Source organism: Dactylosporangium sucinum (assembly GCF_014647515.1).
GTDB lineage: Bacteria > Actinomycetota > Actinomycetes > Mycobacteriales > Micromonosporaceae > Dactylosporangium > Dactylosporangium sucinum.
This window is the reverse complement of sequence record NZ_BMPI01000049.1, coordinates 14,070-37,951: the sequence shown is the minus strand read 5'-3', so window position 1 is coordinate 37,951 and position 23,882 is coordinate 14,070. Positions and strand designations below refer to the sequence as shown.

Annotated in this window: 19 protein-coding genes and 1 pseudogene; 14 read left to right on the top strand and 6 right to left on the bottom strand. The window is 71.4% G+C overall.

Features of this window, described 5'->3' with window-relative positions; translation table 11 throughout:
- The first annotated feature begins 29 nt into the window (after window positions 1-29).
- From IEZ31_RS38075 to IEZ31_RS38055, 5 genes are all read left to right on the top strand, one after another.
- Window positions 30-245: a ribbon-helix-helix domain-containing protein gene (locus tag IEZ31_RS38075; protein WP_190254952.1), complete on the top strand. Its 216-nt coding sequence runs from the start codon at window positions 30-32 to the stop codon at window positions 243-245.
- Window positions 242-592, top strand: a complete 351-nt coding sequence (locus IEZ31_RS38070; protein ID WP_190254951.1) for a type II toxin-antitoxin system PemK/MazF family toxin — start codon at window positions 242-244, stop codon at window positions 590-592. The genes IEZ31_RS38075 and IEZ31_RS38070 overlap by 4 nt, the downstream gene beginning before the upstream one ends.
- Before the next feature lie 72 nt (window positions 593-664).
- A complete protein-coding gene (locus tag IEZ31_RS38065; protein WP_190254950.1) occupies window positions 665-868 on the top strand; it encodes a hypothetical protein in 204 nt (67 codons plus the stop codon).
- Window positions 869-958: 90 nt separating this feature from the next.
- Complete coding sequence (locus IEZ31_RS38060) at window positions 959-2,953, top strand: HelD family protein (RefSeq protein WP_229836277.1); 1,995 nt, start codon at window positions 959-961, stop codon at window positions 2,951-2,953.
- 99 nt (window positions 2,954-3,052) lie between these two features.
- Complete coding sequence (locus tag IEZ31_RS38055; RefSeq protein ID WP_190254949.1) at window positions 3,053-3,757, top strand: VOC family protein; 705 nt, start codon at window positions 3,053-3,055, stop codon at window positions 3,755-3,757.
- On the opposite strand, the pseudogene IEZ31_RS38050 reads toward IEZ31_RS38055, so the two are convergent.
- Window positions 3,757-5,007: pseudogene (locus IEZ31_RS38050) on the bottom strand (M14 family metallopeptidase); the annotation flags it as partial. The gene IEZ31_RS38055 and the pseudogene IEZ31_RS38050 overlap by 1 nt on opposite strands.
- A gap of 196 nt (window positions 5,008-5,203) precedes the next feature.
- Window positions 5,204-5,479 (bottom strand): DUF4229 domain-containing protein, encoded by a 276-nt coding sequence (locus IEZ31_RS38045; RefSeq protein WP_190254947.1) that lies wholly within the window; start codon window positions 5,477-5,479, stop codon window positions 5,204-5,206.
- Window positions 5,480-5,843: 364 nt separating this feature from the next.
- On the opposite strand from IEZ31_RS38045, the gene IEZ31_RS38040 reads away from it, so the two are divergent.
- Genes IEZ31_RS38040 through IEZ31_RS38025 form a run of 4 tightly spaced genes read left to right on the top strand, consistent with a single transcriptional unit; the run spans window position 5,844 to window position 10,353 of the window.
- On the top strand, window positions 5,844-6,611 hold the full coding sequence (locus tag IEZ31_RS38040) for an SCO2525 family SAM-dependent methyltransferase (RefSeq protein ID WP_229836265.1): 768 nt from the start codon (window positions 5,844-5,846) through the stop codon (window positions 6,609-6,611).
- Window positions 6,612-6,632: 21 nt separating this feature from the next.
- Window positions 6,633-8,477 carry an SCO2524 family protein gene (locus tag IEZ31_RS38035; RefSeq protein WP_268241726.1) on the top strand — a complete coding sequence of 615 codons (1,845 nt, stop codon included), beginning with the start codon at window positions 6,633-6,635 and terminating at the stop codon, window positions 8,475-8,477.
- A gap of 1 nt (window position 8,478) precedes the next feature.
- Complete coding sequence (locus IEZ31_RS38030) at window positions 8,479-9,396, top strand: SCO2523 family variant P-loop protein (protein WP_190254945.1); 918 nt, start codon at window positions 8,479-8,481, stop codon at window positions 9,394-9,396.
- Complete coding sequence (locus IEZ31_RS38025) at window positions 9,397-10,353, top strand: SCO2522 family protein (RefSeq protein WP_190254944.1); 957 nt, start codon at window positions 9,397-9,399, stop codon at window positions 10,351-10,353. It begins immediately after the preceding gene.
- Here IEZ31_RS38025 and IEZ31_RS38020 read toward each other — a convergent pair.
- Both IEZ31_RS38020 and IEZ31_RS38015 read right to left on the bottom strand, forming a co-directional pair.
- The gene (locus tag IEZ31_RS38020; protein WP_229836264.1) at window positions 10,306-11,409 is read right to left on the bottom strand and encodes a phosphatidylserine/phosphatidylglycerophosphate/cardiolipin synthase family protein; all 1,104 of its coding nucleotides are present in this window, start codon (window positions 11,407-11,409) and stop codon (window positions 10,306-10,308) included. The two genes, IEZ31_RS38025 and IEZ31_RS38020, sit on opposite strands and share 48 nt — an antisense overlap.
- Window positions 11,406-12,392 carry an SCO2521 family protein gene (locus IEZ31_RS38015; RefSeq protein WP_190254942.1) on the bottom strand — a complete coding sequence of 329 codons (987 nt, stop codon included), beginning with the start codon at window positions 12,390-12,392 and terminating at the stop codon, window positions 11,406-11,408. Before IEZ31_RS38015 ends, IEZ31_RS38020 begins: the two co-directional genes overlap by 4 nt.
- 109 nt (window positions 12,393-12,501) lie before the next feature.
- Here IEZ31_RS38015 and IEZ31_RS38010 point away from each other — a divergent pair, with 109 nt between their 5' ends.
- On the top strand, window positions 12,502-13,461 hold the full coding sequence (locus IEZ31_RS38010) for an FAD-dependent oxidoreductase (protein WP_190254941.1): 960 nt from the start codon (window positions 12,502-12,504) through the stop codon (window positions 13,459-13,461).
- Here the strand turns inward: IEZ31_RS38010 and mqnE are convergent.
- Complete coding sequence (gene mqnE / locus IEZ31_RS38005; RefSeq protein ID WP_190254940.1) at window positions 13,458-14,627, bottom strand: aminofutalosine synthase MqnE; 1,170 nt, start codon at window positions 14,625-14,627, stop codon at window positions 13,458-13,460. The genes IEZ31_RS38010 and mqnE overlap by 4 nt on opposite strands.
- Window positions 14,628-14,932: 305 nt before the next feature.
- Here mqnE and IEZ31_RS38000 point away from each other — a divergent pair, with 305 nt between their 5' ends.
- The 4 genes from IEZ31_RS38000 to IEZ31_RS37985 all read left to right on the top strand — a co-directional run bounded on the left by IEZ31_RS38000 (window position 14,933) and on the right by IEZ31_RS37985 (window position 23,431).
- Window positions 14,933-16,471: a C40 family peptidase gene (locus tag IEZ31_RS38000; RefSeq protein WP_190254939.1), complete on the top strand. Its 1,539-nt coding sequence runs from the start codon at window positions 14,933-14,935 to the stop codon at window positions 16,469-16,471.
- Between the two features lie 135 nt (window positions 16,472-16,606).
- Window positions 16,607-21,400, top strand: coding sequence for a hypothetical protein (locus IEZ31_RS58345; protein WP_190254938.1), 4,794 nt, complete (start codon window positions 16,607-16,609; stop codon window positions 21,398-21,400).
- Window positions 21,401-21,478: 78 nt separating this feature from the next.
- Window positions 21,479-22,789, top strand: a complete 1,311-nt coding sequence (locus IEZ31_RS37990) for a DEAD/DEAH box helicase (RefSeq protein WP_229836260.1) — start codon at window positions 21,479-21,481, stop codon at window positions 22,787-22,789.
- A 36-nt stretch (window positions 22,790-22,825) separates the two neighbouring features.
- Window positions 22,826-23,431, top strand: a complete 606-nt coding sequence (locus tag IEZ31_RS37985) for a putative glycolipid-binding domain-containing protein (protein ID WP_190254937.1) — start codon at window positions 22,826-22,828, stop codon at window positions 23,429-23,431.
- 148 nt (window positions 23,432-23,579) lie between these two features.
- Here the strand turns inward: IEZ31_RS37985 and IEZ31_RS57140 are convergent.
- Window positions 23,580-23,882 (bottom strand): Lrp/AsnC family transcriptional regulator (locus IEZ31_RS57140; RefSeq protein ID WP_229836259.1); only part of this gene is annotated, 303 nt, incomplete at its 5' end.

Sequence of the window (23,882 nt, the reverse complement as noted above, 5' to 3'; positions counted from 1 at the left end):
CGCGGTAGGAAGGCGGTAAGATACTCGGTATGAAGGTCAGCGTGAGCCTCCCCGAGGACGACATCAACTTCGTGGATCACTACGCCCGCGACCGTGGCACGACTCGGTCAGCCGTCATGCACGAAGCCGTCCAGATGCTTCGGCGCCGCGACCTTGCCATGGATTACGCGGCAGCCAACGACGAATGGGCGACCAGCGGCGAGGCCGACGTCTGGGAAGCCGTTACGGGTGACGGACTGCGGTGAGGCGGGGGGACGTCTTCCTCGCCGACCTCAATCCGGTGATCGGATCAGAGGCCGACAAACGCCGGCCCGTGATCGTTGTCAGCAATAACGCGGCCAACCGCAGTGCCGACTCGCGAGGACGTGGTGTCGTCACGGTCGTTCCAGTCACCAGCAACACGACGCATGTGTATCCCTTCCAGGTACGACTGCCAGCAGATCCCGCGATCGGCCTAACCGTCGAGTCAAAGGCCCAAGCTGAACAGGTCCGCTCGATCGACGTCAGGCGCCTCGGCCGGCAGCTCGGCACCCTTCCGTCGGCTTTGACGCGTCAACTGGACGAGGCACTCCGGCTACACCTGGACCTTTAGCGCAAGAGTCTCCCGAATCGGGGCCCAGGCCAGCGGCGCCGCAGCCTGGTGCAGCGCCGCACACGCAGCTTGGTGAACCTGGTCACGGAAGCGGTCCAGTTCGACCTCGCTGCCCGGCGGGAGGATGTCTATGCGGCGACCAAGTCTGGCTCGTCGCTTCCGGATGGCCGCACGGGCGGTGCCACCGCCGAGCTCTACGCCGCGCTGGCCGCGGACGCGAAGGCCGCCCCACGAGCAACACAAAATTCGGTGGTGGGGGGCGACGCGGACGCGTAACGTGGTTGGCCGCTTGACGGCCGCGGTGAGGTAGGCACCGCAGCGGACGTCCCACGCGCCGGGTCTGAGCCCGGATACGCGAGCGAGCAGATTCCCGCGAAGGAAATCACCGTGCTCTCACTCGAGACAGACCTGCAGACCGAACGTGACCATCTCGCCGCCTCACGGGCGGCGCTCAAGCGCATGCGCGAGCATGCCGAGGACCTCTACGCCACCGGAGACAAGGTCGCCGGGGACCCGTTCGCCGCCGAAACCCTCGGCCGACACCTGGCACGGCGGATCGCGGACCTCGCCGACAACCCCGACACACCGCTCTTCTTCGGGCGGCTCGACATCGACGAAGACCGGTTTCACGTCGGGCGCCGCCACGTCACCGACGCCGCCGGAGAGCCCATGGTGCTCGACTGGCGGGCCCCGCTGTCCCGCAAGTTCTACCAGGCCAGCGCCCGCGACCCGCAGGAAGTGAAGGTCCGGCGGCGGTTCGGGTTCGTCAAGGGAACGCTGACGAGCTTCGAGGACGAGAACCTCCAGGCCGGCGAGGAGCACGGGACCAGCCGGATCCTGCTGGAGGAGATCGAGCGGCCGCGTGTCGGGCCGATGCGCGACATCGTCGCGACCATTCAGCCGGAGCAGGACGAGCTGGTCCGGGCCGAGCTCGACGAGTCGATCTGCGTGCAGGGCGCGCCCGGCACCGGGAAGACGGCGGTCGGGCTGCACCGGGCCGCCTACCTGCTGTACCTGCACCGCGAGCGGCTCCGCCGAGCCGGCGTGCTGATCGTCGGGCCGAACACCGCCTTCCTGCACTACATTGCCAGCGTCCTGCCGACCCTCGGCGAGGTCGAGGTGCGGCAGTCGACGATCGAGGACCTGCTCAAGACCCCGGTCAAGGCCCAGGACACGCCGCGGGCGGCCGAGGTCAAGCAGGATCCGAGGATGGCGGCGGTGCTGGCGAGGCGCCTGCACGCGAAGATCAGCAAGCCGGAGGAGCCGCTGATCGTCTCCGACGGCTCCTACCGGTGGCGGATCTCCCCCGAGGCCCTCCGCAGGATCGTCGACGACGTGCGCCGCGAGGCCCCGCCGTACGCGATCGGCCGCGAGCGGGTCCGCGCCCGGATCGTCTCGCTGCTCATGCTGCAGTCCGAGGCGCGCCGCGGCGACTCGCCCGGCGAGGCGTGGCAGCGGCGGATGGGCAAGGCCGCGCCGGTCGTCGAGCTGCTCGACCGGGCGTGGCCGGCGGTCACGCCGGAGCAGTTGGTGTTCGAGGTGCTGACGGACCCGGCCGACGATCTTCTTTCCTCCGATGAGCAAGAAGTGATCACCTGGGCGAAGCCGCCCAAGACTGCCAAGTCGGCCCGTTGGACGGCCGCCGACGCGGTGCTCGTCGACGAGGCGGCCGGGCTGATCGACCGCGTCGCCAGCTTCGGCCACGTCGTCGTGGACGAGGCCCAGGACCTCTCCCCGATGCAGGCGCGCGTCATCGCCCGGCGCAGCGAGCACGGCTCGATCACGCTGCTCGGCGATCTCGCCCAGGGAACCGCGCCGTGGGCGACCCGCGACTGGCGCGATCTGCTCGCCCATCTCGGCAAGCCCGATGCCCGAGTTGTACCGCTGACGACCGGCTTCCGGGTGCCCGCCGCGGTCGTCGAGCTCGCCAACCGACTGCTGCCAGCGCTCGGCGTCAATGTCCCCGAGGCCAGGTCACTGCGGTCGGACGGCGCGCTGCACATCGGTACAACTGAATCGATCGAAGAAGAAACAGTGAAGGCGGTGCAGACCGCGCTCACCTTCGACGGATCGATCGGAGTCATTGTCGCCGACGCGTCGGCGGACGCGATCGCGGCGGCGCTGCGCACGAACGGAATCACGATCGCCGATGCCGACTCCGACGGCCGGGTCACGGTGCTCCCGGCGGGACTCGCCAAGGGCCTCGAGTACGACCACGTGATCGTCGTCGAACCGGCCGACATCGTCGCGGCCGAGGCGCGCGGGCTCAATCGGCTGTTCGTCGTTTTGACCCGAGCCGTTTCGCGGCTCGACGTCCTGCACTCACGACCGCTTCCTACACCGTTGGATGGGGTGTCGTGATCACCTGACGGGTGTCACTATCTCGAAACAGTGTGACAACCGGGAGGACGCGGAATGCGAGTAAGGGGTTACGCACCGGGTACGCCGTGCTGGGCGGAGGTGGCAAGCCCCGATCCGGCCGCGGCGCGCGCGTTCTACGGCGGGCTGTTCGGCTGGGCGTTCAACGACGACGGGCATTTCACGCTCAACGGACGGGCCGCCGCCGGCCTGCGCCAGGGCAGCAAGGCCGCCTGGATGATCTCGATCTCGACCGACGACCCGGCCGGCACCGCCGAGACCGTCGCGCACGCCGGCGGCACCGTCCGCGTGCCTCCGGCGAGCATCCGCGACCTCGGCACCGCGGGCGTCTTCACCGACGCCGGCGGCGCGTTGTTCGGCACCTGGCTGCGCAGCCGGTTCGTCGGCGCGCAGGTGTCGTTCGAGCCGGGCGCGATCTGCTGGTACGAGCTGGCGTCCCACGACCCGACCCGCGCCGAGACCTTCTACAAGGAGGTCTTCGGCTGGCACGCACTGGAGGCCGAGAGCGCCCCCGGCGACCCGTACTACGAGTTCCACCACAACAACGACACCGTCGGCGGCCTGGTCCCGATCGACCACCGCTTCCCCGACCACACCGTGCCCGACCACTGGACGGCGTGCTTCATGGTCGAGGACTGCGTCACGGCCTGCAAGCGCGTGACCGAACTCGGCGGCGCGGTCGCCCGCTCGCCCCATCCGGTCGCGGCGGGCTGGTACGCCCGCGTGGCCGATTCGACGGGCGCCTATTTCGCCGTCATCGAGCTCTCCGAGGATTATTGGATATAGCAGTACTGCTGCTGCTTGTTGATGGCGCGGTACGCGCAGTCGGCATACTCCGACAGCAGGAGGGTCGCCTCCTTGTTGCGGGCCGTCTGGGCGGCGATGACGCTCGCCGGTGGGTAGAAGCCGCCCTTCTCCGGTGACGTCGGGAACATCTCGAACGTGTATGCCCAGATGCCCTGCGTCGCCCACAGCCAGTCGATGATCGAGCCGTCGGTGATGTAGAGGCTGCTCGACTGCTCCGGGGTGTAGCCGTTCGTCTTCGCCATCTTCGTCCCGAGCGCCTTGAAGGTGGCCTGCTGGTCGGCGTTCAGGCCCTTCGCGGTCGGGTCCATCGTGTACCCGTACGGCCAGAGAATCAGCTCGGAGTACGTGTGGAAGTCGATCGACGCCTTGATCTGCTGGACGCCCTTGACCCGCCGGCTCAGCACGAAGTCGCGCAGGCGCCTCGTCTCGGTCGCCGAGAACGCCTTGGAGCCGTGGTAGGTCTCGGATGACGGGATGAAGGACGAGCCGCCGCAGCAGCCGAAGTTGTACCCCCAGTTGCGGTTGAGATCGGTGCCGATCGCTCCCGTGCCGGGCGTGGGCTGCCGGTTCTTGCGCCAGGAGCGGTAGGAGCCGGTCGCGATGTCGTACTCGCCGCCGTCCGGGTTCATGTCCGGCACGATCCAGATCTCGCGGGTGTTGACGAGCCTGGTGATCCGCGCGTCCTTGCCGTAGTTGTCGGTGAACAGCCGCACGAGGTACAGCGCCATCTCGACGGTGAGGTGCTCCCGGGCGTGCTGGTGGGCGTTGAAGAGCAGCTCGGGCTCGTCCTCGTCGACGGCCACGTTGTCGGAGATCTTCACGATCGGCATGTCGCGCCCTTGGTACGACTTCCCGATGCTCATCTTGCGCAGGATCGCGGGGTGGTCCTTGGCGGCCTGGTCGAGCTCCGCGACCATCTCGGCGTAGTTGTGGTACCCGGCGTCGGCCTTGGGGAAGTTCTCGGCCCGGTTCTGCGTGATCCGGTATCCGAGCCTGCGGATGGCCCGCGCCTCGGCCGGGGTGGCGGTGACGTCGGCCCGCCCGTCCTCCAGCGCGTCGATGGCGGCGCCGGTGGCGGCCACGCGGTTGCGGTCGTCCCAGGTGCGCACGCCGTCGACGAGGTACGCGCCGCCGGTCCGCTCGGGTGCGGCACTGGCCGGATTCACGGCGACGACGGCGACCAGGCCGACGACGGCGAGCGTGAGCGACGGAAGCAGCCTGCGGGCCATCGGGTCTCCTCGGGTGGCGTTTCACCCGAATTCTCACCCGCAGCAAGCCGACGCGTGGCGATTTGCCCGTTTTGAACACCTGCGCGATGCAGACACTCCCGCCCGGCGACCCGGGCGTTTCATGATCGATGGCAAGTTCTGGCTGTCATGGCAGCCAGAACTCTCCATCGATCATGGAAGAGAGCGAGCGTCGTCGCTAGTCGGTCTTGGCAGCGCCCGGCTCGTCGTCGCCGTTCAGCGCGGCCCGCAACCGGTCACGCTTCTCGGTGCGGCGCTGGGCCGCGCCGACCACCTGGACGGAAGCCTCCTCGCGCAGGCCCCTCAGCAGGAAGAAGGCCAGCACCGCGGAGACCAGGACGGCGATCATCAGCTTCAGCGGCACGCTGACGTCGAGCGGCACCGCGAGCGTCGCCGCGGCGACGGCCACGAAGAGGCCGAGGCGGGCGAGCGTGTACTTCAGGAACGGAGACATGGTTTGCCCAGCGTATCCCCACCCGGCGGAGATCACCCGCCGGGCACCACCGGTCGGATACACGACATCGACGGACAACCGGTGGCCGCCCAACAGGTCGTCGACGAAAGTCGCTCGTTTCCCGCGATGGACGACGGGTAGCGCTGGACCGTACGATGCGGCCTTTCGCACCATCCGCCACTCCAGTAACATGCCTCGATTTCGTCGTTACGGTGCGTTACCATCCCGTTGAGTCCTGTTCACGGTCGAATCGCCCCAGGGGTCACCTTCCCCACCCCGGGCGCGAATCCGCCCGGATCTCGATCCCAGCCGGCCTGGATTCGCACCACTCCAGCTGACCCGCTGACCGGATGGAGAGCCGGCTATGGACATGGGGACGCCGTCGGCGGCCACGCACGAGCATGCCAATTCGGCCTACCCCTGGGATTCGTTCAACCCGACGCAGTATGTGTTGGACAACTACGCGCGGCTCATCGAGGACGATCGCCAGATCTTGCAGATGGTGCGAGATTTCTTCATCACCCGTGCACCGAAGCCCGGTGCGCACGGGGTGGACGTCGGAGCGGGCGCGAACCTCTACCCGATGCTGGCCATGCTGCCGTTCTGCGACAGCGTGACGCTGTTCGAGCGCAGTCGATCGAATTTGGCCTGGCTGGGCGACCAGCTGCCCGATTTCAGGCCGATCTGGGACCCGTTCTGGGCGGTGCTCGCGGCCAAGGAGGACTCGCCCTACGGACTGGTCGACCCGCGGGTCGCGGCCGCCCGGGTGCGGGTGCAGCCCGGCGATCTCTTCCAGTTGGAGCGCGGCCGCTGGGACCTGGGCACGATGTTCTTCGTGGCCGAGTCGATGTCCGAGGAGATGGGCGAATTCGACGAGGCACTGGAGAAGTTCGTGCACGCGCTGCGGCCCGGTGCGCCATTCGCGGCGGCCTTCATGGCGCAGTCCCCGGGGTACACGGTCGGGGGAATCCGGTATCCCGCCGTCGCGGTGACGGCCGACGATGTACTGCGGAGCCTGAAACCGCTCGTTGAAGAGGTCACCGTCGAGCCGGTATTCTCGGGTGAGGTCATCAAGCCGAAATACCAGGGCATGATCCTCGCCCTGGGTCGGGCGGGAGCGGCGATCGACTGAAAAGCGCGTGGTGGGAGGCCCATGAGGATCCAGCCCCGGCAACAGTTGCTCGAATCGTGGCGTGCCGTGGCGCGCACCTCTTTGCAGAAGGGCACCTGGGTCTGGGAAGGCCGGCGCCAGCGCAATTCGATCAGTGATGCCGAGCAGCTGTTGTGCCTGATGGGCCCGGCGACCGAGGTCCCGACCTTCAAGCTCGACCAGCCCAACGAGACCGCCGAGGACGTCGAGCGCGCGCTGGAGGTCCTGGGTGACAGCGTCGAGGTGCCGCAGCGACTGGTGCAGGTCATCCAGGAATACCTCACGACCTACATCGACGAGGACGGACGCCCGACGTTCGGCGGCGGCGGCTACTTCACGTCCGTGGACGGCGCGCAGGAGCCGACCGAGGAGCAGCGCTCGCTCGACGTGGTGGACTCCTTCGCCATCTCGATCCGGCTGACCCTGGCGATCATCGGTTTCGCCAAGGTCTTCCGCAGGGTGCTCACCCGCCAGCAGCTGCGCGACGACGTCCGCCGCATCGAGGAGCTCGCGAGCCAGCGGCTGACCGGCGCCATGATCGGCCTGATGCGCAGCTTCACGGTGTATGTCCTCGACCCCGACTCGCCCGAGGGCGGCAACCTGCTGCAGATGATCAACCAGTCCCGCCTGTCGCGGAGCCGCATCCGGCAGGACTTCCAGGCCGGGGTCGAGGAGATCCGCGCCGGTCTGCGCGACGTGACGTTCGGCCTCGGTGAGGTGCCCGATCTCGACAACGACAACAAGGTCTTCGAGTGCGGCTGGTCCTGGGGCATCACCAAGGGCGCGCCGAGGGTGGACACGAACGCCGAGGGCATCCTGCAGCCGGCGGGCTACGCGCTGGCCGCGCCCTATGCGTACTTCACCGCGGTCGCGCTCGACTGCATGCAGCACCTGTTCTCGGAGCGCACCCGGCTGCTCGGCCTGCTCGACGACGAGCAGCAGCGCCTCGCCCGGGCGCTGCAGATCCGCTACGACCTGACGCTGTCGTACTGGTCGACGATCGCCCGCTTCGGCGACGACCGGTGGCCGCTGGAGAACGTGCCCTGGATGACGGTCGACGGCTCCCAGTCCGACTACCTGAGCCTGCTGGTCTCGTCGATGGTGGTGCTCGACATGAGCGTCAACCGGGTCGAGAACGAGTCCGACCCGGTGCGGATCGGCCAGGTGCTGGAGGAGCTGGCCGAACGCTCCCGCATCACCCGGCGCCCGATCTCCGACGACGATCCGGCGGTCGCCCTGCACCTGCCCGGGTTCCCGTTCCAGCTCGACGGCAGCGAGGAGGTCGGCGGCCCGATGCTCAGCTGGGAGCTGGCCGACTTCTCCACCCAGCTGCTCAAGCAGACGTTGCGCGTCGCCGGCCTGGTCAACCGGGTCGACCAGCGCAACGAGATGACCAACCTGGTCGACGAGGTGTGGGAGCACATCACCCGCCGGCGCATCGAGCAGGGCCCGGCCGCCGGGCTGTGGGACCAGCCGTCGGCCATCTATCCGGCGCTGCCCCCGTCCGACGAGGCCCCGTCCTGGTACTACTCGGAACGGGTGATCAGCTGCCTGGTCGCCGCGGCCAACCTGATCGACAGCCCGCCGCTGCGCAGCCCGGTGCTGATCAACCACGCCACCCAGCTGCTCGCCGAGGCCGACCACATCTACGACCAGGAGCTGTTGCGGATCTCCGCCGACGCCGGTCCGTCGATGCGCGAGGCGCTGAAGTCGGCCGGCGCCTCCCTGCGGCGGGCCCACGACGTGATCCGCACCCGCCCGGGCACCGCCGGTGCCCTGGCCGCCCAGGTGCTCGTCGACCTCGACCGGCTGAGCGCCGCGCGGCGCGACGCCAGTGGGGCCCGATGACATGCTCGTCTTCGCGACCTCGGACAAGGGCGGCACCGGCCGCTCGGTGACCAGCAGCAACATCGTGTACCGCCGGGCGCTGCAGGGCGGCGACGTCTGCTACCTCGACTTCGACTTCGGCTCGCCGACGGCGGGCACGGTGTTCCAGATCGAGGGCCTCATGCACGGCAAGCGCGGCCGCGGGCTGCACTCCTACCTGCAGGGCCGCATCGGCGAGCCCTACTCGGTCGACGTCTGGTCGGAGTCCGAGGGCGAGTCGCTGCGCCACCAGCCGCTGCGCTCCGGCCGGCTGGTGCTCTTCCCGGGCGACAGCGGCGGCGGCGAGCTGCCCAGCTCCCCGGAGATGGTGCGCCGCTGCGCCGACCTCTTCCTCAAGCTGGAGGAGGAGTACGAGCTGTCGCTGGTCGACCTGAGCGCCGGCCGCTCGCACGCGGTCGAGACCGTGCTGGCCGCGACGGCGGAGCCGCAGCTCCAGGCGATCACCAGCCGCTGGCTGGTCTTCCACCGCTGGACCCGCCAGCACATCATCGCCGCCGCCGACCTGGTCTTCGGCGAGCAGGGCATCCTGGAGACCGGCTCCCGGCTCGGCCACGACCGCGACGAGCTGACCCGGCAGATCCGCTTCGTGCGCACCGCGGTCGTCGACCCCAGCTCCGACGACCTCGCCGGCCTGCGCCCGGCGCAGGTGGCCTGGCTGGAGGACTGCAACTACGAGCTGCAGCGCCTGGCGGGCAAGCACGGCCTGGGCCGCACGCTGGTGCTCGGCAGCGTCCCGCTCGATCCCGTGCTGCAGTGGCGCGAGCAGCTCATCGCCGACGACGACGTCAAGCTGCGCCAGATCGCCAACCAGGAGACGCTCGACGCGTTCGAGCGGCTGGCCCAGCGGCTGGTCGACGACAACGCCTGGGAAGGGCTGTAGATGGGCGGTGCGGCGACGTTCCGGGAGGCGGGGGCCGAGCCGCGCAGCGCGTCGCTGCCGTTGTCGCACCTGTCGATCGAGGTCGGTCACCTGTACTTCGAGGACTTCCGCGACGGCCCCGAGCGCCTGAAGGCCCACTTCGCCCAGCTCGCGCCGTGGATCACCGCCGCCACCGACATCCACCGCCGCTCGATCACCGGCCGCTCGCCGCGGCTGAGCACCTGCTTCCTGATCGACGACTACTTCGGGCCGAAGCAGCCGCCGAGCGAGGTCCTGCCGATGCTGCTGGCCGCCGCCGAGGCCAACGGCGTGCGCATCGACTACGTCGCGCGCGAGTCCGCGTGCGCCGAGGCCGATGGGATCGAGCTGGCCCGGCTGGTCGAGGAGCGGATCGTGGCCGACCCGCCGCCCGGCACCAACGGCTCACGGCCGCCGGTCGGCGAGACCGGCTGGCTGAGCAACGGGGAGCGGTCGCCGTCGGAGGGCGGCGGGGAGGCGATGGGCGGGCTGCGGCGCTGGCGCCCGCCGGCCCAGAACGCGGCCAACCGGCACTCGATCTTCGTCGACGTGCAGCTCTGGGACGAGCCCGACCGGCACCGCCGCTGGTCCTGCGCCTACCTGGCGTCGGTCTGGCAGTTGCTGCGGCTGGGCCTGCTGCGCCACGAGGGCCGCGCCGTCGCGGTGCCGCGGCCGTGGGAGGGCGCGTATCCGGGCGAGTGGGGGCGGTTGCCGGCCGTCATGCAGGTCAATCCGGCGGCGGCGCCGTTCAGCGCGTACCGCTCCCTCTCCGTCCTCGGCAGCCGCTTCTTCGCCACCGAGCAGGCGGTGCGGACCATCCTGAGCCAGGTGGCGATCGAAGCGGGCCTGAGCGAAGACGTCGTGCGGCGGGGCGGGGACGAGGGGATCGTCCTACCGCTCGCCGCGGTCGATCGCCTTCAGTACGTTTTCATCGGCTGAGTGGATCGGCCGGGCCGAGCTGTAGAGGTCCTTGAACCGCAGGAGGCGGTCCTTGACCCGGGTCGCGCGCAGTTCCAGGCGGGTGGTGACGATCGTCGGGCGGATCGAGCCGTCGATGCTGGAGGCCGGCGTCGACTCGTAGCTGATGACGTCGTCGAAGAGGATGAAGTCGAACAGCGAGCTGCGCCGGGTGCCGGGGATCGCGCGCGTGTCGAGCAGCCGCACCTCGATGCCCATCTCCTTCTGCAGCAGGCAGTTCTCCATGAACATCGGGTCGTCGGCCAGGCCGGGGCGGTCGAGGATGAACACGCGCCGGATCCGCACCCCGCGATCCAGGGCGTCCCGTTGTACCTCGAGATACCGCTGTCCCAGGTCGCTGGTCCACAGGCTCCCGTCGACGAACCCGGAGCCCCGGGCATCGACCGTGGTGAGGCTGATCGCGTCGATGCTCGACCGGCAGTTGCCGGCCAGCGACAGCATCCAGTCCCGGTCCTCGCCCTCGTAGGTGACGTTCCCGCCCTCGCTGAGCTCCTTCAGGAACTCCGACATCCGGCCGATCTCGGCCTGCGCGAACCGGAACACCAGCTCGGGGGCCTGCGGGTCGATCTGCGTGGAGTGCCGCACGAGCTGGGTGACCGCGTCGGTGCGCAGCGCGGACGCCTCGACCAGGCCGAACAGCTGGGTCGCCTCGTTGATCTTCGCGAACCCGCCCTGCACGACCTTGTCGATCTCGACGAGCTTGTCGCGCAGCACGTCGTCGATCGCGGTGAACCGGCTGTCGACCAGCCCGGCGACCCGCTGCGAATGCTCGGACTCCGCCTTCTCCACCGAGTGCATACGGTTTTCCAGATCATGCATGAACTGGGTCAGAAACGTGTAGCCGCCGATCAGCAACGACAACGTGATCGCCCAGATCTGCGGCTCCTCGATCTGTTCGATCAAGACATTCGTCAGCAGGTAGGCGATCGTGCCGATGCCCACCGACAAGAACATTTTCTTGATGATCTTCGACTGCGCCAGCACGTCCCTCGGACGCGTGGTTCCCCCCTCGGTCACCGGCTGCCCTCCCCGAGCCGTTCGCCGAACAACGCGATCGTGTTCAGCGCCAACTGGTCCCTGATCCGATCGACACACGACCGCCATTGACGACTCATCCCGGGCCGGTTCTCGAGGCTGCGCCACAGCTGCGCCGCCGTCTCGCCCGCTGCTCCGCTCGTCGCGAGCCGCGCCTCGGGCATCCACAGGTGCAGCAGATGCTCGACCGCGGGCCGGAGCCGGGCCATGACCTTGACATGATCGTCGTTTCCCATGCGGCTGCTCTCGATCACGTGGAGCAGGGTGGTCAGCAGCCAGTCGTGCAGCGCGACATCGTCACAGAAGTCACTGATCGTGTCGACATCGACGGCGCGGCACTGCACCACCAACGTCCGTACCCCGCCGCTCGCCACCATGAGCGACGGCCCGTCCAACTCTCCCTCCGTCACCAGGGCCGCCCACCGCAGCTTGGTCCGGCCGGCCCGCAGCGGGGCCCGCCGATCCAGGACGGGCGACTTCTGCACCTCGTCGACCAGGCGCGTGCTGACGCTGGCCAGGTCGAGGACCGTCTCGTCGTGCTCGGCGTCGATGAAGCCGCGCGCCAGGCCGGCGGCGTCGAGCCGCTTGGCGATCACCTCGGCGCGGCCCGGCCGGGCCAGGTAGTGCGACCAGGGCAGCCGCCGCCGGGCGGCGCTGGCCTCCAGGCCGACCCGCGAGGAGGCCTGGAGCAGGTGACCGCCCGTGATCGCGACCCGGCTGGCGACGGTGCCGATCGCGCGCACGCGGGCGCCGTCGTGCGCGGCGAGCCGGCAGTCGACGCCGGTCAGCACGCTCGGCGAGCACACGTGCGCGATGGGCCGCTCGTACCGGCGGACTCGCTCGCCGCCGACCAGCCGGACCAGCCGCTCACACGCGTTGACCGGCAGCGCGGCCGAACTCTGCAGCAGCGCGGTGTGCACCTCGCCGAGCACGAGAAAGGTGCCGGCCGACGGTGTTTGCGACATTGGCACCCCCCACGGCTGTCCGTCGGCGAGATTCGATTCCACCTCATCACCAAGGATCTATGCAACCGCGCGTATTCACTTGATGACGACAATGGCCTACTGTCGTCGTATGCACACCGGACGCGGGGTCGTGGTGGTCGGCGCCGGGGTGTCTGGATTGACGACCGCGATTTGCCTGGCCGAGGCCGGGCACCGGGTCACGGTCCGCGCCGCGGAGTTGGATCTCGACACCACGTCATTCGCCGCGGGCGCGATCTGGGGTCCGTATTTGGCAAAAGATAAACGGATCTTCCCGTGGAGTGATGAAACCCGACAGATCCTTTTGGAGCTGACGGCCGATCCGGCCACCACCGGGGTGCGCGACGGGCACGGGCTGGAGGCCGCGCGGACGCCGGTCGACCCGCCCGCCTGGATGACCGCGCTGCCGGGGTTCCGGCCGGCGGCAGCCGAGGAGCTGCCGGACGGGTTCGTCGTCGGCTGGTGGTATTCGGCGCCGCTCGTCGACATGCCGGTCTACCTGCGGTACCTCCGGGGGAGGCTGGACGCGACGGGCACTCCCGTCGAGCGGCGCGCCGTCGACGCCCTGGCGGAGGCGGCCGAGGGCGACGAGATCGTCGTGAACTGCACCGGGGTCTACGCGGGCAAGCTCACCGGCGACGAGTCGCTCGTGCCCACCCGGGGCCAGATCGTCGTGGTCGAGAACCCGGGGATCGAGCGGTTCTTCTGCGAGCACGACGAGTCGGCGCTGCCGATCGCCTACCTGCCGCACGGGCCGAGCCTGGCGCTCTGCGGCAGCATCGAGCCCGGTCGCTGGGACCGCGAGCCGAACCCCGACGTGTCGGCCCGGCTCATCCGGATGTGCGCCACGATCGACCCGCGCGTGGCGACCGCGAAGGTGCTCGACCACCGGGTCGGGATCCGGCCGTACCGGCCGACCGTGCGCCTGGAGCACGAACGGATCGGCCGGCTGGACGTGGTGCACAACTACGGCCACGGCGGCGCCGGCGTGACCGCGTCCTGGGGCTGCGCGAACGCGGTCGTCCGGATCGTCGCCGGGCTGTCGTCCTAGGCCCAGACCTGCTGTGGCTCGGAGCGGCGCTCGGCCATCGGGGTCGGCTTGTCGTACTCGCGCACGATCTCGTACTTCGTGTTGCGCTCGACCGGCTGGAACCCGGCGTCCCAGATCAGGTGCAGCAGGTCCTCGCGGTGCATGGTGTTGGGCGTGCCGTAGCTGTCCGCGTCATGCGTGATCTTGTACTCGACGACCGAGCCGTCGAGGTCGTCGGCGCCGAAGTTGAGGCTGAGCTGCGCGACCGACAGGCCGTGCATGACCCAGAAGCACTTGACGTGCGGCACGTTGTCGAACATCAGGCGCGACACCGCGAACGTCTTGAGCGACTCCGCCGGGCTGGCCATCTTCGTGCGCGCCTGCAGCCGGTTGCGGATCTTGCCGTCCGCCGAGTCGACGAAGTCGTGCTGGTAGCGCAGCGGGATGAACACGGTGAAGCCGCCGGTCTCGTCCTGCAGCTCGCGGAGGCGCAGCACGTGGTCGACGCGGTGCCGCGGCTCCTCGATGTGCCCGTACAGCATGGTGGAGGGCGTGCGGAGCCCCTTGCTGTGGGCGAGGCGGTGGATGCGCGACCAGTCCTCCCAGTGGGTGGCGTGGTCGACGATGTGCTGCCGGACCTCCCAGTCGAAGATCTCGGCGCCGCCGCCGGTCAGCGACTCCAGGCCGGCGTCGATGAGCTCGTCGAGGATCTCGTCGGCGGGCAGGCCGGAGATCTTCTCGAACCACTGGATCTCGGTCGCGGTGAACGCCTTGAGGTTCACCCCCGGCAATGCCGACTTCAGCTCGCGGAGGACCTTCGGGTAGTACTTCCACGGCAGCGTCGGGTGCAGGCCGTTGACGATGTGCAGCTCGGTGAGCTGCTCACCCTCCATTTCCTTGGCCTTCGCCACCGCCTCGTGGATACGCATGGTGTAGGCGTCCTTCTCGCCCGGCTTGCGCTGGAAAGAGCAGTACGCGCAGCTCGCCGAGCAGACGTTGGTGAGGTTGAGATGCCGGTTGACGTTGAACATCACCCGGTCGCCGTTCTTCTCGGTGCGCACCTGGTGAGCCAGCCGACCCAGCCAGACGAGGTCGTCGCTCTCGTAGAGCGCGACACCGTCCTCCCTGCTCAGCCGCTCTCCGGCCGCGACCTTGGCCTCGATCTCGCGCTTCAACCCTGCGTCCACGACGCCAGCGTACGTCGGACCCTTTGTTCGACCCGCATTCACCTGCCTTCGCCGAAGCTGACATTGATCACCACTCGACGGTTCTCCCCTTCGTACGGTAAGAAAAAGTGGGCAGGAACACGGTCGGGCGGCAGACCGACTGATCGATCGGCAACGGTCGACCTTTGGGCATGGCTATCCGACTGGGGACGGTGGCGATGGTTGGGCTGGTACTGAGGGCTGCGGCATATCCGGGCGACGATTGGCAGGCACCGACATTGGTGCAGGTCAGTCCGCCGATCCCGGAGACTCCGCCCCGGCCTCGGATGCGGCTGCGGCGTGGGCGGCTGATCGCCGCCACCGTGGTCTGCACGGTGCTGTGCTCGCTGGTCCCCCGCCCCGCGTACGCGGACCCGGGCATGGGCATTCCGGACGGCGGCTCGCGGCCGATCGCCTCCGGCTCGCTCGTCATGCCGGGCGCCGGCACGGGCACCGCTCCACCGGTCAGCGTGTCGACCTCCGCGCTGCGCGGCCCGTTCGCGGCCAGGCTGGCCACCGAAGAGGCCGTCGTCACGCAGCTCGGCCAGCGAAAACTCCAGGCGACCCTCGACGTCGAGGCGGCGCAGGCGTCGCTGACCGACGCCGAGGACAAGCTCCTGCGCGCCGAGGAGCGGGTCGTCGAGCTGCGCAGCAAGGCCGACTCGGCCGCCGCCGACGCCTACAAGCACGCGGCCGGCCTAGGCCCCCTCGATCAGTACGCGCACGACCTCCACCAGTTCGGCATGCTCGCGCCGGGCCTCGGCGCGCAGCCGGGCGGCCAGGAGGCGGCCTACGACCTGCTCCGCGCCGAGCAGGAGGAGTCGGCCGCCCGCCAGGAGCTCGCGGTCGCGCGCACCGCGCTGCAGACCGCGCAGGGCATCTACGCGCCGATCGAGACCGAGTTCAACATCAAGAACGCGGCCTACCTCCAGCTCAAGGCCGAGAACGACCAGCAGGTTCTCCTGCTGGAGGCCGAGGAGGACAAGCGCGAGCAGGACCTGTACGGCAACGTGCCGGACAGCCCGAACATCGACGGCATGGTGGCCAACCCCAAGGCCCTGCAGGCGCTCAACTACGCGCTGGGCAAGATCGGCAGCTGGTACGTCTGGGGCGACGAGGGCCCGAACACGTTCGACTGCTCCGGCCTGGCCTACTGGGCCTACGGGCAGCTGGGCGTCAAGGTCCCGCGCGTGGCCAACGACATGTACCACGGGACCCCGAACATCCGGCCCACCAAGAACAAGCTCGGTGACCAGCTCCTCCCCGGCGACCTGGTGTTCTTCGCCAGCGACCCGAGCGACTGGCGCTCGATCTACCACATGGGCATCTACGTCGGGAACGGCCGCATGGTCCACGCCCCGACGACCGGCGAGAAGGTCAAGATCGGCCCGGTGAAGTGGTCGAAGCTCTTCGGCGCGTCGCGGATCTTCCCGGCCGTGCCCGCCCCGAACGCCACCCAGCCCCCGGCGACGACCCAGCCGCCGACCAGCACTCCTCCGACGTCGGTGCCGCCGTCGTCCCAGCCGCCGTCGTCCCAGCCGCCGTCGTCCCAGCCGCCGTCGTCTCAGCCGCCGTCGTCGCAGCCGCCGTCGTCGCAGCCGCCGTCGTCGCAGCCGCCGTCGTCGCAGCCGCCGTCGTCGCAGCCGCCCAGCAACCCGCCGTCCTCGCAGCCGCCGAGCGACCCACCGCCGTCCTCCGACCCGCCGGCGTCGCACGAGCCGGAGCCGTCGAAGCAGCCCGAGCCGTCCGTTCCGGCCTCGTCGGCCGCCGCGTCGAAGTCGGCCAGCCCGTCGGCGAAGCCCTCGGTGACGACGTCCAGCAGTTGACGCTCCTGATCCAAAACCCGACGCCATCCGATCCAGCGTTCCGTGACTCGATGTGGCACCGTGGACGCGTGACCGGCGTGGGGGACGCCGGGCTCGCAACGATGCCTGCGGCAGGCAAGGTCATGGAGGGCACTGATGGACGAGCGGGACAACCGGGACGCGGCACGCGGCGAGGCGGCACCTTCGGGCCCGCCCGGCGCTGAACCGCCCGCGTCCGCCGAGGCCGTCGACCTGCCACCGCTGCCGCCGCCTCCGCCCGTCGGGGCGGAGCTGCCGGAGGAGCCGGTCGACGAGGATCTGCCGGAGGCCTACGAGCCGCCGCCGGCCCCGGTCGACGGCGCGCTCTGGCCGGGCGCCGACCTGGCCGCGGGCGGTGCCCAGGAGGAGGCCGAGGATGATCCGGAGGTCGCCGCGCTGATGGCGGCGTTCGGCGACACCGGCGGCGCGTCCCCGACCGACACGGGCGACGCGGGCCTGGCCGAGGCGCCGCCGGACGACCCCGACTCCGAGCTGGGTGAGGCGCCGTCGACGCAGACGCCGACCTCGGGGCCTTCGGCTCCCACCGCGCCGGAGGAGCCGTCGCCGCCGCGCCAGCCGTGGAACACCGGCCCGTCGCAGTACTCGGCGTCGAACCAGCCCGACGACGCTCCTTCGGATGTCGGCTCGGCCGGCCTTTCCGAGGCCCGCGATCCTTCGTCCGCGGACCTCGGGTCTGCGGGCCTGGCCGAGGCTCCGTCCTCGGGCTTCAGCTCTGCCGGCCTGGCCGCGGCTCCGTCCTCGGACCTCAGCTCTGCCGGCCTGGCCGCGGCTCCGTCCTCGCCCGAGGATGACGTGATCGCGGCCTCGGTCGCCGCTTCGGGGCCGCCGGCGTACCAACTGCCGAGCTTCGAACCGGTCGCCAGCACGTACGGCCCGCCGCCCACCGACTCCACGCCGCCCCCGGTCAACGACACGTTCGAGGACTCGTCGGGCAGCGTGGGCGACCCGTTCGGCCCCGCGCCGGTGGAGGGCTTCGCCCCGGCCGCCGCCTCGGCCGATGATGACTCCTACCGCGCCTCGACCTGGGCCTCGGAGTCCTCCGCCGCGTCGATCTCCGCCTCGCCGCTGCCGTCGTCGCCGCTGGACGACGACTCGGGCCCGATCCCGCCGCTGCCGAGCCGCACGCCGCGGAACCCGGCGCCGGAGTCGTCGTGGGACGCTTTCGCGAAGCCGTGGACGGCGCAGCCGGCCGATCCGTCGCCGTCCTACCAGGTGCCGTCGGCCGAGCCGCCGGCGTCGACGTACGGCCCGCCGCCGTCGTCAGACCCTGCGTCCACGTACGGCCCACTGCCTTCGGACCCCGCGTCCACGTACGGCCCGCCGCCTTCGGACCCCGGCTCTGCGTACGGCCCGCCGTCCGATCCGGCCCCGTACGAGCCGTCGCCGGTCGTCCACCCATTCGCCCGCACCCGCCCGCCGGCTGCGGACGCCGCGCCGCCGGCCTACTCGGTTCCCGGTGCCGAGCCCTCCTCGTCGGCCCCGCCGGCCTACTCGACCCCGAGCGCCGAGCCTTCGCTGGCCGCGTACGGGGCGTCGGCCGCTCCCCCGGCGCCGGCGGAAGCGGCGGCAGTCGGTGGCGTCGCCGGCGCACTCGCGGGCGCGGCAGCGGCCCGGGCAAGCGCCTCGGTCCGCGGCGCCCAGTCGGTCAGCGCGGAGGAGGCAGCCGAGGCGATCCGCGCGCGCTCCGCGACGACCCCCGGCATCTACCGCGCCGGCACGATGACTCCTCCGTCTGCTCCTTCGGCTCAGTCGGTTCCGCCTGCTCCTTCGGTTCCTTCGGTTCCTTCGGTTCCTTCGGTTCCTTCGGTTCCTTCGGCCGAGGCGGCCGCCCCCGGCTTGGGCGACCCGGTGTCCCCGATCCCGGGCCCGGTACCGTCCCCGTTCCCCAGCCCGGAGCCGACCCCGGGCCCGGAGCCGTCCCCGTTCCCGCCGGCCCCGGCCCCGGAGCCGATCCCGTCGCCGTACCCGCCGACGCCGGAGCCGCAGCCGACCCCGGAGCCCGAGCCGGCCCCGCAGCCGGAGCCGGTCCCGCCGTCGCCGCTTCCCGAGCCGGAGCCGACCCCGCACCCGGACCCGAACCCGCTGCAGGCCCCGGAGACTTCGGCTCCCCCGGCGTACACGACGCCGTCCGCGGAACACCCGTGGGGCGGCGGCCAGTCCAACCAGCCCCAGCCGTGGCAGCCGGCCGCGGGCACGGCCCCGTCGTGGGGCCAGCCCGCGTCCCAGCAGCCTCAGCAGCCTCAGCAGCCCTGGGCGCAGCAGCCCGCCGCGGGGTGGCAGCAGCCGGGCCAGCCGGCTCAGCCCGGTCACCCCGGTCAGCCCGGTTTCGCAGGTCAGACCGGCGCGCCCGGACAGCCGGGTCAGCCGGGTCAGCCGGGCTTTGCCGGTCAGACCGGCGCGCCCGGACAGCCGGGCCAGCCCGGTCAGCCTGGTTACGCAGGCCAGCCCGGTGTCCACGGCCCGGCCGGCCAGCCGGGTTACGCGGGCCAGCCGCCCCAGCCTGGATTCGCAGGCCAGGCCGGCGTTCCGGGCCAGCCTGGGTACCCGCAGCCCGGATACCCGGGCCAGCCGGCGCAGCCCGGCTACCCGCGCCAGCCCGGCTACCCGCCTCAGCCCGGCCAGCCGGGCGGCTACGCAGGCAACCCGGGCTTCCCCGGCCCGCAGGGCACGGGAAACCAGCCGCCCCAGCAGGGCTACTCAGGCCACGCCGCCGTTCCCGGCCAGCCAGGCGTTCCGGGCCAGCCAGGCGTTCCCGGCCAGCCAGGCGTTCCCGGCCAACCGGGTACTCCCGGCCAACCCGGGGTTCCGGGTCAATCGGGCTATCAGGGCCACGCGAGCGTGCCTGGCCAGCAGGCCTACCCGGGCCAGCCCGGCTACGCGGGCCAGGCCGGCGTTCCCGGCCAGCAGGCTTACCCTGGCCAGCCCGGCTACCCCGCCCAGCCCGGCTACCCCGCCCAGCCCGCCGCCCCGTACCAGCCGAACAACCCGGCACAGCCCGGCTACCCGGCACAGCCCGGCTACCCGGCCCAGCCCGGCTACCCGGCCCAGCCCGGCCAGCCTGCTCAGCAGGGCTGGTCACAGCCGCCTGCCCAGCCGGGCTGGGCGCCACCCGGAGCGGGCCAGGCCACGCCGCCCGGACAGGCCACGCCGCCCGGACAGGCCGGCTGGTCGCAGCCGCCCGGTACCCCGCCGCAGGCCCAGCCGGGCTGGCCGCAGCCCCCGGCGTCGGGCCAGCCGTCCTGGGGCCAGCCCCCGGCCTCGGCACCCCCCGCCTCGGCGCCGCCGTCGTTCAGCCCGCCGGCCTCGGCACCGCCCGCACCGTCCTGGGGCCAGGCGTCCGCCCCGGCCGAACCTGCCTCGGCACCACCAGCGCCCTCCTGGGGCCAAGCAGCCGAACCCGCCTCGGCTCCGCCAGCGCCCTCCTGGGGCCAGTCGGCCGAGCCCGCGTCGGCCCCACCGGCGCAGGCGGCGTCCACTCCCTCCTGGGGCCAGGCCGCCGAACCGGCGTCGGCGCCGCCCGCCCCGTCCTGGGGCCAGGCGTCCGCCTCCGCCGAGCCCGCGTCGGCACCTCCGGCGCCCTCGTGGGGCCAGGCCGCCGAACCCGCGTCGGCACCCCCGGCCCAGCAGTCCTGGGGCCAGCCGCCGACCTCAACGCCGCCCGCGTCCCCGCCGCCGGCCCAACAGGCCTGGAACCAACCGGCGGCTCAAGGCTGGGCCGCGCCGCCCGCGCCCGCGCAGCAGGGATGGAACCCTTCGCCGGCCGAACCCCCAGCGCCCGCGGAGCCCTCGTGGGGCACGCCCCCGGCGTCGAGCCCGCCCGCCGCGAACCCGCCGGCGCAAGGCTGGGCCGCGCCCCCCGTGCAGCCCGCCTCGGCCCCGGCGTGGGGCCAGCCGGCCGAGCCGCCGGCCCCGTCCCGGGGGCAGGCCGCCGAGCCGGCCTCGGCACCCCCCGCGCCGTCGTGGGGTCAGGCCGCTGAGCCGGCGTCCCCACCCCCGGCCCCCGCTTGGGGACCACCGGCCGAACCCGCCTCCGCGCCGCCCGCGCAGCCCTCGTGGGGGCAGCAGCCCGCGCAGCAGTCGTGGGGGCAGCAGCCGGCCGAGCCGCCGGCGCCGTCGTGGGGTCAGGCCGCCGAGCCGGCGTCCGCGCCCCCGGCCCCCGCTTGGGGACCACCGGCCGAACCCGCCTCCGCACCGCCCGCGCAGCCCTCGTGGGGGCAGCCGCCCGCCTCGACTCCGCCCGCGTCCGGGCCCCCGGCGCAGCAGCAGTCGTGGCAGCAGGGTGCCGGGTGGGCGCCGCCGCCCGCGCAGCAGGGGTGGAATCCGCCGGGTGCGAACGCGCCGGAAGTACCGGATGCGGCCCTGCCTTCGTGGCCGCCGTCCACCCACGAGAGTCCATTCTCGGGCACTGATCGAGAGGGGAACGCAAATGCCGGTGGAAGCTTCCCGGCCAGCGGCGCGCCGAACCGCACCGGGCCGGAGCACCAGCAGCCCCCGGCTATTCCTCCGCCCGAAGAGGAAGTAGCGGAAAAGGAAGACGAAGAGAAGCCTGCCGAGGCCACGCAGCTGGTCGGCAGCGCCTCGGAAAGCTACGGGAAGTGGGCTCGCAACCAGCGACTCTCAGCCGGCACAGTCTATGGCGGGCAGGGCGGAAGACCTGTTTCAGCCGACGGCGGGAGTCCCCTGGAGAACAGCGGCTCGCTCACCGGGCACATTCTCAGCCAGGGCACGCAGGAAACGGACGACGACGAGGAGCCGTCGAAGTCCGGCAATCTGCGGGTGTACATCATCATCGCGATCATCCTGATCGTGCTGGTGGTCGGCGGCTATTTCACGGTCACCGTCGTCCGGGATTTCATGGACAGCACGTTCCAGACGGTGCCGCAGAAGTGAGCCAGGACACGGGATGCGGGATCTTCCGCGGAGATCGGATAAGCTGAACCGTTCTCCAATCGGAAGGTCCCACTCTCCTTGCTGCTCGCCGACGCCAGCCAGTACCCCTCAATCTTCGAAACCTCCGAGCACCCCGAGCCCGCCCGAAGCGGCTTCTCGGGGCTCGGACTGCCCGCCAAGCTCGTGCGGGCGCTCGCCCGGCAGGACATCACCGAGCCGTTCCCCATCCAGTCGGCGACCGTTCCGGACGCGCTGCGGGGCCGTGACGTGCTCGGTCGCGGGCGCACCGGCTCGGGCAAGACGCTCGCGTTCGGCCTGCCGGTCCTGGCCCGGATCGCCGCCAGCGGGCGGTCTCGGCCGCACGCGCCCAAGGCGCTGGTGCTGGTGCCGACGCGCGAGCTCGCCATGCAGGTCAACGACGCGCTGACCCCGCTGGCCAAGGCGCTGGGGCTGTTCTGCAAGACCGCCGTGGGCGGGGTGCCCTACGACCGGCAGATCTGGTCGCTCGAACGCGGCGTAGACGTGCTGGTCGCGACGCCGGGGCGGCTGGGCGACCTGATCAAGCGGGGTGCCTGCCGCCTGGATGCGGTCGAAGCTACGGTACTGGATGAGGCCGACCAAATGGCCGACATGGGCTTCTTGCCCGAGGTCACCGAGATCCTCGCCCAGACGCCGGAGGGTGGCCAGCGGCTGCTCTTCTCCGCGACGCTGGACAAGGACGTCGACGCGCTCGTCAACCGGTTCCTGGTCGACCCCGTGACCCACTCGATCGAGCCGCCCGTCGCGTCCGTCAGCTCGATGGACCACCACGTGCTGCTCGTGCCACCGAACGACAAGGTGGCGATCGCCGCCTCGATCGCGGCACGTCAGGGGCGGACGATCCTGTTCGTGAAGACGCAGGCTGCCGTCGACGAGCTGGTCGATCAGTTTGCGGCGGTGGGTGTACGGGCGGGAGCGCTGCACGGCGGCAAGACCCAGCGGGTGCGCACGCGGACCCTCGCCGAGTTCCGGGAGGGCACGGTCGACGTGCTCGTCGCCACGGATGTCGCCGCTCGGGGCATTCACATCGATGACGTGTCTCTTGTGGTACACGTGGATCTCCCGCGGGATCAGAAGGACTACCTGCACCGGGCCGGGCGGACCGCGCGGGCCGGCGCCGCGGGGACCGTCGTGACGCTGGTGCTGCCGCGGCAACGCCGGCGGGCGGCCGCCCTGCTGGCGAAGGCCGGGGTGACCCCGAAGGAGCTGCGGGTGCGGGCCGGCGATCCGGCATTGGCCGAGGTCACCGGGGCACGCCAGCCGAGCGGGGTGCCCGTGCGGGTGCCTCCGCATCGTCCGGCCGCGAGCGGGTCGCGCCGGCCGCGGACGGGGCCGCCGCGCCACCGATAGCGTTTTTTGTCGTACCGGTCGGATACCTTGCCGGTCATGACGGTGCTTCCACGAGCGTTCGCCTGGCAGAGGACCGACACGACCGGCGGCGAGTTCGCCACCCTGGACGACCGGCGGGGACTGCACGCCCGGGGCACGGCGTTCGCCGCCGACCGCGGGCTCTATACCTGCCGCTATGACCTGCACACCGACGAGGGATGGGCCAGCACCCGGTTCGAGGTGACGGCCGAGGGTGGCGGCTGGCTGCGGACGTTACGCATGGAGCGGGCGGCCGGCCGGTGGCGGGTGACCACGGGCGAGCAGGGCGACCTGGAGCGGGTGCTCCGGGGTGCCCCGTTCGCCGGCATCGAGGAGCCCGACCGCCTGCACAACGTGCTCGACGTCGATCTCTACAACTCGCCCCTGACCAACACGCTGCCGATCCGGCGCCTGGGCCTGCACCGGGCCGCCCCGGGCACGACGGTGACGATCGAGGCGGCGTGGATCCTGCTGCCCAGCCTGGCGGTGCTGCCCGTGGAGCAGACCTATGAGGTGCTGGAGGGCCGGCGCGTGCGGTATCGGTCGGAGAACTTCACGGCCGTGATCGAGATCGACGATGAGGGGTGGGTCACGGAGTATCCGGACCTGGCGACGCTCGCCTAGCCGCCGGCTGACGGGTCCGGCGACGCCGGCTTGCCCGCCAGGCGGCGGGCCTGGCGGCGCTGGCCTCGTCCTGGCCTGCGCGGAGCGCGGTGCAGGTCGAGCGGCGCCCACCGGGCTCCCAGGGGCTCCCCGGCGGCTCGACCGGTGGTCATTGCTGGTCGATCGCCGACTGCGGGCGGCCCTCCCACTTGGTCGAGAGAGCGATCGCGGTCCGCGTCCTGGCGATGCCCTTGACCCGGTTCAGCTCCACGATCAACCGCTCCAGGTCGCCGATCGTCGGCACCCGGGCCTTGCAGAGGAACGACTCCTCACCCGCCATGAAGTAGCACGACTCGATCTCCCGCCGCTCGCGCAGCGCTTCGAGAATGCCTTCGGTATCGCCGCTGCTGTCCTGGACGATGCCGATGACCGCCGTGACCGGCAGGCCGACCGACTCCGGCTGGACCTCCGC